Source organism: Pseudomonas sp. PvP027, assembly GCF_017833005.1.
In the GTDB taxonomy this organism is placed as follows: Bacteria; Pseudomonadota; Gammaproteobacteria; order Pseudomonadales; family Pseudomonadaceae; genus Aquipseudomonas; species Aquipseudomonas congelans.
The window spans coordinates 4309316-4322036 of record NZ_JAFIBK010000001.1 but is presented as its reverse complement, the minus strand read 5'-3'; the positions used below and the strand labels follow the sequence as shown (position 1 = coordinate 4322036).

11 protein-coding genes and 2 tRNA genes are annotated in these 12721 nt (G+C 58.3%); 1 reads left to right on the top strand and 12 read right to left on the bottom strand.

Translation table 11 applies throughout. The features are described 5' to 3' along the window. Window positions 1-15: 15 nt before the first annotated feature. From rimP to rlmE, 9 genes are all read right to left on the bottom strand, one after another. Window positions 16-474, bottom strand: coding sequence for a ribosome maturation factor RimP (rimP, locus tag JOE33_RS18675; protein WP_002555126.1), 459 nt, complete (start codon window positions 472-474; stop codon window positions 16-18). Between the two features lie 130 nt (window positions 475-604). Then, window positions 605-681: transfer RNA gene (locus JOE33_RS18670), tRNA-Met, on the bottom strand. Between the two features lie 95 nt (window positions 682-776). After that, window positions 777-862: transfer RNA gene (locus JOE33_RS18665), tRNA-Leu, on the bottom strand. A gap of 46 nt (window positions 863-908) precedes the next feature. Further along, entirely contained in the window at window positions 909-1289 is a 381-nt protein-coding gene (secG, locus tag JOE33_RS18660; RefSeq protein WP_003313628.1) for a preprotein translocase subunit SecG, read from the bottom strand. 4 nt (window positions 1290-1293) lie between these two features. Further along, the gene (tpiA, locus tag JOE33_RS18655; protein ID WP_187624937.1) at window positions 1294-2049 is read right to left on the bottom strand and encodes a triose-phosphate isomerase; all 756 of its coding nucleotides are present in this window, start codon (window positions 2047-2049) and stop codon (window positions 1294-1296) included. 66 nt (window positions 2050-2115) lie between these two features. Next, the gene (gene glmM, locus JOE33_RS18650; protein ID WP_024683451.1) at window positions 2116-3459 is read right to left on the bottom strand and encodes a phosphoglucosamine mutase; all 1344 of its coding nucleotides are present in this window, start codon (window positions 3457-3459) and stop codon (window positions 2116-2118) included. A 16-nt stretch (window positions 3460-3475) separates the two neighbouring features. Then, complete coding sequence (gene folP / locus JOE33_RS18645) at window positions 3476-4327, bottom strand: dihydropteroate synthase (protein ID WP_010427747.1); 852 nt, start codon at window positions 4325-4327, stop codon at window positions 3476-3478. A gap of 8 nt (window positions 4328-4335) precedes the next feature. Then, entirely contained in the window at window positions 4336-6240 is a 1905-nt protein-coding gene (ftsH, locus tag JOE33_RS18640) for an ATP-dependent zinc metalloprotease FtsH (protein ID WP_003313633.1), read from the bottom strand. Between the two features lie 193 nt (window positions 6241-6433). Continuing rightward, window positions 6434-7084, bottom strand: coding sequence for a 23S rRNA (uridine(2552)-2'-O)-methyltransferase RlmE (gene rlmE / locus JOE33_RS18635; RefSeq protein WP_003313635.1), 651 nt, complete (start codon window positions 7082-7084; stop codon window positions 6434-6436). A 103-nt stretch (window positions 7085-7187) separates the two neighbouring features. Here rlmE and JOE33_RS18630 point away from each other — a divergent pair, with 103 nt between their 5' ends. Beyond that, window positions 7188-7499 (top strand): YhbY family RNA-binding protein, encoded by a 312-nt coding sequence (locus JOE33_RS18630; protein ID WP_003340569.1) that lies wholly within the window; start codon window positions 7188-7190, stop codon window positions 7497-7499. Window positions 7500-7578: 79 nt separating this feature from the next. Here the strand turns inward: JOE33_RS18630 and greA are convergent, their stop codons facing one another. The 3 genes from greA to carA form a co-directional block, all read right to left on the bottom strand. After that, window positions 7579-8055 (bottom strand): transcription elongation factor GreA, encoded by a 477-nt coding sequence (gene greA, locus JOE33_RS18625; RefSeq protein ID WP_010427740.1) that lies wholly within the window; start codon window positions 8053-8055, stop codon window positions 7579-7581. Next, a complete protein-coding gene (gene carB / locus JOE33_RS18620) occupies window positions 8052-11273 on the bottom strand; it encodes a carbamoyl-phosphate synthase large subunit (protein ID WP_187624936.1) in 3222 nt (1073 codons plus the stop codon). The genes greA and carB overlap by 4 nt, the downstream gene beginning before the upstream one ends. A gap of 136 nt (window positions 11274-11409) precedes the next feature. Then, window positions 11410-12546, bottom strand: a complete 1137-nt coding sequence (carA, locus tag JOE33_RS18615; protein WP_010427736.1) for a glutamine-hydrolyzing carbamoyl-phosphate synthase small subunit — start codon at window positions 12544-12546, stop codon at window positions 11410-11412. Window positions 12547-12721: the final 175 nt, after the last annotated feature.

Sequence of the window (12721 nt, the reverse complement as noted above, 5' to 3'; positions counted from 1 at the left end):
AGTAACCGGCACGTCTCAGTCAAACGTGGGAATAATGTTGGCCTTGTCGATCATGTCGATCGGCAACAGGAACTCATGGTCTTCAACCTGCACCACGACATCCTGCTCCTCCACCCCGCGGAGAAGGCCTTGAAAGTTGCGTCGACCTTCGAAAGGTGAACGCAGCTTTATTTTCACTTGTTCCCCGGCGTACGAAGCAAACTGCTCAATAGTGAACAGCGGGCGCTCCATGCCAGGAGAAGATACTTCGAGGGTGTACTCGGTGCTGATTGGATCTTCTACGTCCAATACACCGCTGATCTGGCGACTGACGATTGCACAGTCGTCGACCAGAACGCCCCCTTCCTTGTCGATATAAATGCGCAGCACCGAATGCTTGCCCTGGGAACTGAAATCGATTCCCCAGCATTGGTAGCCAAGGGCCACGACCACTGGGGCCAACAAGTCCTGCAACTGTTCTAGCTTGCTCGACACCTGAACCCCCTCGTGCATGCTTTAGAAATAAAAAAATGGGCAAAAGCCCATCCCTGAAAACGCCGCTGAACATCGACGTCATGTACTGTCCAGCTAACAAAAAGCCCCTTAAAAGGGGCTCCGCTAAAACTGGTTGCGGGGGCTGGATTTGAACCAACGACCTTCGGGTTATGAGCCCGACGAGCTACCAAACTGCTCCACCCCGCGACAAAGCTGGGGCGGAAGTATACGACCGATCCATTGCTGGGTCAATCCAACATCCACCTACAAGAAAGCCCGCTAGTGCGGGCTCTCCTGTTAATTGGTACCGAGAAGGGGACTCGAACCCCTACACCCTATGGGCACAACCACCTCAAGGTTGCGTGTCTACCAATTCCACCACCTCGGCATTACAACTCTTTTTGGCGACCTCACGAACATCGCCGAATTCTGTATTACTTCTTCTCTGGGGCTTGAGGTACGTCAGCTGGAACAGCGGCTGGCTTTTGCCCTTCGAGAACCGGTACATCATCTGCTGCCGGCTTTTGCTTCACTTCCAGCACTGCTGGGTCTGGCAAACCTACTTGAGTCAGCTGTTGAGCTTTCTCTTTAGCAAAGTAACCTAACCCCAAGCTGGTTATGAAAAAACATGCCGCAAGTATAGCAGTAAACTTACTGAGAAAGGTAGAGGTTCCTTGACCTCCGAAGACAGTATTTGATGCACCTGCTCCGAACGACGCACCTGCGTCGGCACCTTTACCCTGCTGCAGCAATACCAGAGCGACAACGCCCAAAGCGCCCAACAGGTGAAAAACGATTACGACTGTTTCCAGCATTTTTTCAGTTTCCCGCGGCGCGACAGATCGCACCGAACTCATCTGCATTCAGGGAAGCTCCACCAATGAGCCCCCCATCGATATCCGGCATGCTGAAGAGCTCGACCGCATTGGCCGCCTTCACGCTGCCGCCATAGAGAAGTCGCACGCCTTGTGCGACTTCGGCATTCTCTTTTGCCAGTTGCGCACGGATTGCTGCGTGCACTTCCTGGGCTTCCTGAGGCGAAGCTGTCAATCCGGTGCCAATAGCCCAGACCGGCTCGTAGGCAATGACAGCGTTGACCAGTGCATTGACGCCAAACTCGGCGATGACACTGTCCAGCTGACGCCCTACCACTTCAAGCGTTTGCCCCGCCTTGCGCTCTTCCAGCGCTTCACCGATGCAAAGCACAGGTGTCAGACCTTTCGCCTGAATCGCCGCAAACTTCTTGTTCAGAACATCATCCTGTTCGCCAATCAACTGACGACGCTCGGAGTGCCCGACAAGTACCAGCTTGCAACCTGCATCAGCCAGCTGACTCGATGCGACTTCACCCGTCAGCGCGCCCTGCTCAGCCTGAATGGCTGCATCCTGCGCACCGACGATGATCGACGTCGCCTTGAGCCCGTCGATCACCTGAAAGGTGAACAGACTGGCAGGCATTACGGCGATGTCGACGCTTCCTGGCAACGACTGCGAGCACAAACCCTCGATCAGCTCAGCGACGCTGGCGCGGGTACCGTGCATTTTCCAGTTACCAGCTACCATTGGGCGACGCATGCTACACCTCGTGGGTCAAAGTGGGCGCAGATGTTACCCAACAGTTCCGACACTGGCAAGCCGAAATCAGGCGCAAACTTCAGTAACCAGTTTTGCGAGTTCTTCGGCGTACGCCCTGACCTGCGTTTCGTCCTCGCCTTCGACCATTACGCGCACCAACGGCTCGGTACCCGATTTGCGCAGCAGCACCCTGCCGCGCCCGGCCATCTGCTCGGTGACGCGTGCGCAGGCCTCCTGTACCGACGGATGCGAAACCGGGTCGACGCCCGAACCCGCGAAGCGCACGTTGATCAGGATCTGCGGGCATTTGCGCAATTTCAGACGCGCTTCGGCCAGGCTTACACCGCTGCGACGCAGAGCCAATATGACCTGCAGTGAGGCGATAATGGCGTCGCCGGTGGTGGCGTGCTGGAAACAGACGATATGACCGGAGTTTTCGCCGCCAATCTGCCAGTTGCGCTCAAGCAGTTCGGCGATCACATAGCGGTCACCGACATTGGCCCGAACAAAGGGAATCCCCTGCTCGGCCAGGGCCAGTTCAAGCCCCAGGTTGCTCATCAGTGTGCCGACGACACCGCCCTGCAGGCGACCCCGCTCGTGCAGGTCACGGGCAATGATGTAGAGCAATTCGTCGCCATCAACGATGGTCCCGGTGTGATCGACCATCAACACGCGGTCGCCGTCACCGTCGAAACCGATGCCCATGTCGGCATGCTCTGCGAGCACCGCTGCCTGCAGGGCTTCCATGTGCGTGGAACCGCAGTTCTTGTTGATGTTGAGCCCGTCAGGCTGCGCGGAAAGCACCACCACCTGCGCGCCCAGCTCACGGAATACGTTGGGCGCTACCTTGTAGGTCGCACCGTGGGCGCAGTCGATGACGACCTTGAGGCCAGCGAAGTCGGTGCTGGTAGGCACGCTGCTTTTGCAGAATTCGATGTAACGTCCGGCAGCGTCGTTGATCCGCGAGACCTTGCCGAGGTTCTCGGACTCGGCCACGGTCATCGGTGCGTCGAGCAGCTCTTCGATCATCATTTCGATCTCGTCGGGCAGTTTGGTGCCCTGACCGGAGAAAAACTTGATGCCGTTGTCGTAGTGCGGGTTATGCGAGGCACTGATGACGATGCCCGCCTCGGCATGGAAGGTACGTGTCAGGTAGGCAATGGCCGGCGTTGGCATCGGGCCCAGCAAGAGAACATCGGCACCCGCAGCGGAGAGGCCGGCCTCGAGGGCTGACTCGAACATGTAGCCGGAAATGCGCGTGTCCTTGCCGACAAGTATCCGGCAGGCGCCCATCTTGCGGAAAGCCATGCCGGCCGCCCAACCCAGTTTCAGCATGAACTCGGGCGTGATCGGAAATTGCCCTACGCGACCACGAATGCCGTCGGTTCCGAAATATTTTCTGGTAGTCATGAATGCCCCACTGTTGTTATTCAGCTGATTCGACAGCTGCGATCATGCGCACCACGTCAGCCGTTTCGGCGACATCATGCACACGTAGAATTCTTGCCCCTTTGGCCATTGCCAAAGCCGCCAGGGCGAGCCCGCCGGACAGACGCTGGTCAACGGTACGGCCCAGCACAGCGCCAATCATGCTCTTGCGCGAAACACCCACCAGCAAAGGCCGACCCAGCGCATGCAGCGCTTCCATATGCTTGAACAGGCTCAGATTGTGCTCCAGTGTCTTGGCAAAGCCAAAGCCCGGATCAAGGATGATCTGCTGCTGACCGATTCCCGCAGCGACGCACTGCTTCATACGCTCAGCCAGGAAGGCACAGACCTCGCCCACCAGATCATCGTAGTGCGGGTCATCCTGCATGGTTCCAGGCTCGCCGAGCATGTGCATGAGACATACCGGCAACCCCGTGCTTGCGGCCGCCTCAAGCGCGCCAGGGCGCTGCAGCGAACGAACGTCATTGATGAGCCCGGCACCCAGCCCAGCGGTCGCCAGCATGACCTCAGGCGTGGAGGTATCCACGGAGATGATCACATCCAGCTCGCGCGCGATGACCTCGACCACCGGCGCCACACGCTCGACCTCTTCCGACGCAGAGACAGGACGGGCACCCGGACGGGTCGACTCGCCACCGACATCGATAAGCGTCGCGCCTGCCTGCACCATCGCCTCGGCATGACGCAGCGCAGCATCGAGCTGGCCGTAGCGGCCGCCGTCGGAAAATGAGTCTGGGGTTGCGTTGAGGATACCCATCACGTGCGTATGGGCCAAATCAAGAACCCGGTTGCCGCAAGGCAACCGGGTTGGATACAGCGCAGATGTCATGTCAGGCCTTAGTGCTCGGCAGCAGGGCCGCCAATCGGCGTTTCCGGACGAGGGTCAGGGGTTATCGGAGTACCGTTGGTACCCGAACCACCACCCCAGTCACGCGGCTCACGCGGAGTACGACCGGTCATGATGTCGTCAATCTGGTCGGCATCAATGGTTTCGTACTTCATCAGCGCGTCGGCCATCGCTTCCAGCTTGTCGCGATTGTCCGTCAACAGCTGCTTGGCGGTGCCGTAGCAGTGGTCAATGATACTGCGCACTTCGGAGTCGATGAGCTTGGCAGTATCGCCGGAAACACTGGAATTCTGGCTGCCGCCGCGACCCAGGTAACCTGCATCTTCGTCTTCCGAGTACATCAGCGGGCCGAGCTTTTCAGACAGCCCCCATTTGGTGACCATGTTCCGGGCAATCTGGCTGGCACGCATGATGTCATTGGAGGCACCGGTCGTGACGCCATCGAAGCCGAGGGTCATCTCTTCCGCGATACGACCACCGTACAGCGAGCAGATCTGGCTGATCAACGCACGCTTGGACAGGCTGTAACGGTCTTCTTCCGGCAGGAACATCGTCACACCCAGCGCACGACCGCGCGGGATGATGGAGACCTTGTAGACCGGATCATGCTCTGGCACCAGACGCCCGACGATAGCGTGACCCGCTTCGTGGTAAGCCGTGTTGCGCTTTTCCTTATCGGACATGACCATCGATTTGCGCTCGGCGCCCATCATGATCTTGTCCTTGGCCAGCTCGAACTCTTTCATCTCTACAACGCGCTTGCCGGAGCGAGCAGCGAACAGCGACGCTTCGTTGACCAGGTTGGCCAGATCCGCACCGGAGAAGCCCGGCGTACCGCGAGCGATAACACCCGGGTTGACGTCTTCGCCCATTGGAACCTTGCGCATGTGAACCTTGAGGATCTGCTCGCGGCCACGAATGTCCGGCAGACCTACAACCACCTGGCGGTCGAAACGACCTGGACGCAGCAGAGCCGGATCCAGTACGTCAGGGCGGTTGGTTGCGGCAATGACGATGATGCCGTCATTCATTTCAAAACCGTCCATCTCGACCAGCAACTGGTTGAGAGTCTGTTCACGCTCATCATGACCACCGCCCATGCCGGCACCACGATGGCGGCCGACCGCGTCGATTTCGTCGATGAAGATGATGCACGGTGCGTGCTTCTTGGCTTGCTCGAACATGTCGCGAACGCGGCTTGCACCGACACCCACGAACATTTCGACAAAGTCGGAACCGGAAATCGTGAAGAACGGAACCTTAGCCTCGCCGGCAATCGCCTTGGCGATCAGCGTCTTACCGGTACCCGGAGGGCCGACCATCAGCACACCGCGCGGGATCCGACCGCCCAGGCGCTGAAACTTGCCCGGATCGCGGAGGAATTCGACCAGCTCGCCGACTTCTTCCTTGGCTTCGTCGCAACCGGCAACGTCAGCCAGGGTCGTCTTGACCTGATCTTCTGACAACAGACGCGCCTTGCTCTTGCCGAAGCTCATCGGGCCGCCCTTGCCGCCCGCCCCGCCCTGCATCTGGCGCATGAAGAACATGAACACCGCGATGATTACCAGTATCGGGAAGCTGGCCACCAGCAACTGGGTCCAGATGCTCTGCTGCTCAGGCTGCTTGCCTTCGATCACGACGTTGTTGCTGACCAGATCACCGATCAGGCCATTGTCCGGAATGTTCGGGCGGATGGTCTTGAAGGTGTCGCCATCGCTGCGCTTGCCCGTAATGACGTAGCCGTCTACAGAAACCTTCTCGACCTTGCCATCCTTGACCTGCTGGATGAACTCGGAATAGTTGAGGTTCTGCGGCTCGTTAGGGCTGGAGAAGTTGTTCATCACCGTCACAAGGACAGCCGCGATGATCAACCACAGGATCAAATTCTTTGCCATATCGTTCAATTAGCTACCCTCTGAAGCAAGCTCCACGCAGCAAGCGTGCCTCGCATGATATTCACCGACCTAACTTACTACAGAACCTACAGATACGGCAGACACCGTCTGTAACCCTTTGTGAAACTTTGACAACATAATGTTCAGTCATGCTGCATCGGTAACGCCATTTGAAAAAAGCTATCGCGCCTTGTCAAAAACGTTCGATGCTGGCCGCGCCATCAATGCCGCGAAAGCCGCGAGCCAGCAGGTACTGCTCACGTGATCTGTCGCGGGACGACGACGGCTTGCGCATCTGCACCTTGTCGAACAGCTTGCGAATATCCTTGTGGTAGACATCGAAGCCTTCACCCTGGAAGACCTTGATCAGAAAATCGCCACCGGGACGCAGTACCCGACCAGCGAGATCGAGCGCCAATTCGCAGAGAAACATTGCACGCGGCATATCTACAGCGCTCAATCCACTCATATTGGGGGCCATATCGGAAATCACAAGGTCTACCTGCGTATTACCGACTGCCTCGAGGATCTGCTCAAGAATCGCATCCTCGGTGAAATCCCCCTGAATGAAGGTCACATCGGGGATGCTGTCCATTTCAAGGATGTCGGAAGCGATCAGACGACCTTGACCGCCGATCAGACGACTGGTCACCTGTGACCAGCCTCCCGGCGCTGCGCCGAGGTCGATAACGGTCATGCCCGGACGGATGAGTTTGTCCTTTTCCTGGATCTCGAGCAGCTTGTAGCTGGCACGCGAACGGTAACCGTCCTTCTGCGCCATTTTGACGTACTTGTCGTCGAAGTGTTCTTTGAGCCAGTTATGGCTTGTCTTGGAACGGGCCACGGGGCACCTCAAAAATAAACGAGTCGTGATTAACTGGGCGGTCCCGGACTCGCTCGGGTAAACTGGCCGCCGCTTTTAAAAGATCAGACGCAGAGGTCAGATTATGCCGCTCACTCCAGAGCAGAAGAAACAATACAAATCCATTGGCCACCATCTGAAACCGGTATTGATCGTGGCTGACAATGGTTTGACTGAAGGTGTACTTGCAGAGCTTGAACGCGCACTGAGCGATCATGAGCTGATCAAGATCAAGCTCAACATCCTCGACCGCGAAAGCCGTCTCGGTGCCATCGCAGAACTGTGCAAGGCCGGTTCTGCCGACCTGGTCCAGGTCATCGGCAAAATGGCGTTGATCTATCGCAAGAACCCAAAGGTAAACAAGCAACTGTCCAACGTCCACCGCGCGCACGGATAAAAACAGAAGTCAGGGCCGCCAAAAGCGTGCCCTGACTCTTTTTTGCCGCTGAAAGCGCCCGTAAACACGGGCGCCAGCATCAGATATGACGCACTTCGATGATTTCGTACTCGATAACGCCGCTAGGCGTTTTCACGACAACGACATCACCCTCTTCCTTGGCAATCAAGGCACGGGCGATGGGCGAACCCACTGAAATCTTGCCTTTCTTGATGTCCGCTTCGTCTTCACCCACGATCTGATAGACCACGCTTTCGTCAGTCTCGACGTTGGCGATTTCGACTGTCGTGCCGAAGATAACCTTGCCGGTGTGCGGAATAGTCGTGACGTCGATGACCACAGCGTTCTGCATGCGGCCTTCGATATCACGAATACGCGCCTCGACCATCCCCTGCTGCTCGCGGGCAGCGTGGTATTCGGCGTTTTCCTTGAGGTCGCCCAGTTCGCGCGCAGTACCGATGTCCTGGCTCAACTTGGGACGGACCACCTTGGTCAGGTGGGTCAGCTCTTCTTCCAGGGCGCGAGCGCCCTGAACGGTCATTGGGTATTTGATCATGCCTTCAGTCCTGCATGGAGATCCTGCAAGCGGCGTACGGTCTTCTCTGGACCGAATTTGAGCGCTTCACAGATCGCTTCGCCTGCTGCAATGGTAGTGGTGCAGTAAATCTTGTGCTGCAAGGCGTTGCGACGGATGGAGTAGGAATCCGCGATCGACTGGCGACCTTCGGTAGTGTTGATGATCAGGGTGACTTCGTCATTCTTGATCATGTCGACCACATGCGGACGGCCTTCGGTCACCTTGTTGACGCGACGCACTTTCAGGCCTGCCGCTTCGATCAGCTTGGCAGTGCCTGCGGTGGCAACGATCTCGAAACCGAGATTGATCAGGTCACGAGCGACCGCTTCAACCAGAGGCTTGTCATCGTCACGCACGCTGATGAACGCGGTACCGCCAGTCGGCAGCACTTCGCTCGCGCCCATCTGGGCCTTGGCAAAGGCTTCGCCGAAGGTGTCGCCCACGCCCATCACTTCACCGGTCGATTTCATTTCCGGGCCGAGAATCGGGTCAACGCCAGGGAATTTGGCAAACGGGAACACTGCCTCTTTGACGCTGTAGAAGTTCGGAATGATTTCCTTGGTGAAGTTCAGCTCTTTCAGGGTTTTACCTGCCATCACGCGGGCAGCGATCATCGCCAGGGAAACACCGATGCACTTGGAAACGAATGGCACGGTACGCGATGCGCGCGGGTTGACCTCAATGACGTAGATATCTTCGCCCTGAAGCGCCAGCTGCACGTTCATCAGGCCGACAACGCCCAGCTCCAGCGCCATCTTCTTGACCTGCTCGCGCATCTCGTCCTGTATGTGAGCCGGCAACGAATAAGGCGGCAGCGAGCACGCGGAGTCACCGGAGTGAACGCCCGCCTGTTCGATGTGCTGCATGATCGCGCCGATCACCACGTCGGTACCGTCGCAGACCGCATCGACGTCCATCTCGATTGCGCAGTTCAGGAAGTGGTCCAGCAGCACAGGGCTGTCGTTGGACACCTGAACCGCTTCGCGCAGGTAACGCTTGAGTTCGTCTTCCTGATAAACGATTTCCATCGCACGGCCACCCAGCACATAGGACGGACGCACCACCAGTGGATAACCGATCTTCGCTGCGGCACGAATCGCTTCGTCTTCGCTGCGCACAGTGGCGTTTGGCGGCTGACGCAGGTTCAGACGCTCGACCATGTGCTGGAAGCGCTCGCGGTCTTCGGCACGGTCGATGGCATCAGGGCTGGTGCCGATGATCGGCACACCGGCAGCTTCAAGAGCGCGCGCCAGCTTCAGAGGCGTCTGGCCACCGTACTGGACGATCACGCCTTTCGGCTTCTCGACACGGACGATTTCCAGCACGTCTTCCAGGGTGACCGGCTCGAAGTACAGACGGTCCGAGGTGTCGTAGTCAGTGGAGACGGTTTCCGGGTTGCAGTTGACCATGATGGTCTCGTAACCGTCTTCACGCAGTGCCAGCGCGGCGTGTACGCAGCAGTAGTCGAACTCGATACCCTGACCGATGCGGTTCGGGCCACCACCCAGGATCATGATCTTGTCACGCGTAGACGGGTTGGCTTCGCACTCTTCCTCGTAGGTCGAGTACAGGTACGCGGTGTCGGTTGCGAACTCGGCTGCGCAGGTGTCGACGCGCTTGTAGACCGGGAACACTTCCAGCTTGTGACGATGCGTCCGCAGGTTCTTCTCGGTAACGCCCAGCAGCTTGGCCAGACGCGCGTCGGAGAAACCCTTGCGCTTGAGACGGAACATCAGGTCGCGGTCGATCGACGACAGACCCAGAGTCTTGATCTTCTCTTCGTCCTTGATCAGGTCTTCGATCTGCACCAGGAACCATGGGTCGATCATGTTCATGGCGAAGATTTCTTCGACCGTCATGCCGGCGCGGAAGGCGTCGGCGACATACCAGATACGCTCGGCGCCCGGCACGGTCAGCTCGCGCTTGAGCGTGCTCATGCTTTCCGGGTGGCTCAAGTCCAGCTTCGGATCAAGACCGCAGACACCGACTTCCAGGCCGCGCAGGGCTTTCTGCAGGGATTCCTGGAAGGTACGGCCGATGGCCATGACTTCACCGACCGACTTCATCTGAGTGGTCAGACGCGCATCGGCCTTGGCGAATTTCTCGAAGGCAAAGCGCGGCAGCTTGGTGACGACGTAGTCGATCGACGGCTCGAACGATGCCGGGGTCTTGCCGCCAGTGATTTCGTTCGACAGCTCGTCGAGGGTGTAGCCCACTGCCAGCTTGGCGGCAACGCGAGCGATCGGGAAGCCGGTCGCCTTGGAGGCCAGCGCCGAAGAGCGCGATACACGCGGGTTCATTTCGATCACGACCATGCGGCCGGTGTTCGGGCAGATGCCGAACTGAACGTTGGAGCCACCGGTTTCAACGCCGATCTCGCGCAGCACTGCCAGCGAGGCATTACGCAGGATCTGGTATTCCTTGTCGGTGAGGGTCTGTGCCGGCGCCACGGTGATCGAGTCACCGGTGTGCACACCCATCGGATCGAAGTTCTCGATCGAGCAGACGATGATGCAGTTGTCCTTTTTGTCGCGGACCACTTCCATCTCGTACTCTTTCCAGCCGATCAGCGATTCGTCGATCAGCAGTTCCTTGGTTGGCGACAGGTCCAGACCACGGACGCAGATTTCTTCGAACTCTTCACGGTTGTAAGCGATACCGCCGCCGGTGCCACCCATGGTGAACGACGGACGGATGATGCAAGGGAAGCCGAGCTTTTCAAGAACCGCGTTGGCTTCTTCCATGCTGTGCGCGATGCCGGAGCGCGGGCACGCCAGGCCGATGGACTTCATCGCCTTGTCGAAGCGCGAACGGTCTTCAGCCTTGTCGATGGTGTCAGCGTTGGCGCCGATCATTTCGACACCGAACTTCTCCAGAACGCCTTCGCGCTCCAGATCCAGTGCGCAGTTCAAAGCCGTCTGGCCACCCATGGTTGGCAGCAGTGCGTCCGGACGTTCCTTTTCGATGATCTTGGCAACGGTCTGCCACTTGATCGGCTCGATGTAGGTGGCGTCGGCCATGGCCGGGTCGGTCATGATGGTGGCCGGGTTGGAGTTCACCAGGATGACGCGGTAACCCTCCTCACGCAGAGCCTTGCAGGCCTGGGCGCCGGAGTAGTCGAATTCACAGGCCTGGCCGATCACGATGGGGCCGGCGCCGAGAATCAGGATGCTTTTAATATCTGTACGTTTTGGCATGGGTTGTCACTCAAATCCGCAGGTCAGTCGGCAAGCCGTCTTGAACATTTGTCTGAGGTGGCCTGGGCGGCAGCGACCGGACACTGAGTCCGGGGCCGCCCTGGGCACCTGCGTATTACAGTCTCAAGGCAACCGGTCAGCGGCGCTTGGCCATGGCTTCGATAAAGCGATCGAACAAAGGCGCGACGTCGTTCGGGCCCGGGCTCGCTTCAGGGTGACCCTGGAAGCTGAATGCGCTCTTGTCGGTCAGTTCGATACCCTGCAGGGTGCCGTCGAACAGCGACTTGTGAATGGCGCGAACGTTGCTCGGCAGGGTTGCCTCATCCACCGCAAAACCGTGGTTCTGGCTGGTGATCATGACCACACCGGTGTCCAGATCCTGGACCGGGTGGTTGGCACCGTGGTGGCCGTGGCCCATCTTCACGGTCTTGGCACCCGCGGCCAGCGCCAGCAACTGGTGGCCGAGGCAGATGCCGAACACCGGAATGTCGGTTTCCAGCACTTCCCTGATCGCCTTGATGGCGTAATCGCACGGCTCCGGATCACCTGGGCCGTTGGACAGGAAAACGCCGTCCGGCTTGTAGGCGAGCACTTCACTGGCAGGCGTTTGCGCCGGCACCACGGTCACGCGGCAACCGCGCTCGACCAGCATGCGCAGGATGTTGACCTTGACGCCGTAATCGTAGGCGACCACGTGATAAGGCAGCTCGGAGGCGGCGATTTCAGGATGGCTGTCGGTTTTCAGATCCCAGACGCTGGAACGCCACTCGTACGTGTCCTTGGTGCAGACTTCCTTGGCCAGGTCCATGCCCTTGAGGCCCGGGAAGCTGCGGGCAGCGGCGATGGCCGCCTCTTCGGTGATGTTATCGCCAGCCAGGATGCAACCGTTCTGGGCGCCTTTCTCACGCAGGATGCGGGTCAGGCGACGTGTGTCGATGCCAGCAATGGCAACGACGTTGTTGGCTTTCAGGTAATCACCGAGGGACAGCTTGTTACGCCAGTTGCTGGCTACCAAAGGCAGGTCGCGAATGACCAGACCGGCGGACCAGACGCGATCCGACTCTGCGTCTTCAGGGGTGGTGCCGGTGTTGCCGATATGCGGGTAAGTCAGGGTAACGATCTGCTGGGCGTAGGAAGGATCGGTAAGAATTTCCTGATAGCCTGTCATTGCGGTGTTGAACACCACCTCACCAACGGTCTGACCGTCGGCTCCAATGGCTTCGCCGCGAAAAATGCTGCCATCAGCAAGGGCGAGTATGGCTGGCTTAGTCAAGAAGACCTCCCGTAAATAAAACCTGAAAGGGCGATCGCAGGCTGCAAAAAAGCGGAATGACGTAGTTACGTCACCCCGCTTTCTTATGGAATCATCTGCGCGCTTTTAGTGGACACACTAAAGCTGTAGCTTACAGAAAAGGCCCTTTTTGGTCTACCACCAATGAGCCTGAAAT

Bases quoted from the DNA above. Each gene is read 5' to 3' on its own strand.
- secG (WP_003313628.1), bottom strand. From the start codon at position 1,289: ATGCTGGAAACAGTCGTAATCGTTTTTCACCTGTTGGGCGCTTTGGGC.
- tpiA (WP_187624937.1), bottom strand. From the start codon at position 2,049: ATGCGTCGCCCAATGGTAGCTGGTAACTGGAAAATGCACGGTACCCGC.
- glmM (WP_024683451.1), bottom strand. From the start codon at position 3,459: ATGACTACCAGAAAATATTTCGGAACCGACGGCATTCGTGGTCGCGTA.
- folP (WP_010427747.1), bottom strand. From the start codon at position 4,327: ATGACATCTGCGCTGTATCCAACCCGGTTGCCTTGCGGCAACCGGGTT.
- ftsH (WP_003313633.1), bottom strand. From the start codon at position 6,240: ATGGCAAAGAATTTGATCCTGTGGTTGATCATCGCGGCTGTCCTTGTG.
- JOE33_RS18630 (WP_003340569.1), top strand. From the start codon at position 7,188: ATGCCGCTCACTCCAGAGCAGAAGAAACAATACAAATCCATTGGCCAC.
- greA (WP_010427740.1), bottom strand. From the start codon at position 8,055: ATGATCAAATACCCAATGACCGTTCAGGGCGCTCGCGCCCTGGAAGAA.
- carB (WP_187624936.1), bottom strand. From the start codon at position 11,273: ATGCCAAAACGTACAGATATTAAAAGCATCCTGATTCTCGGCGCCGGC.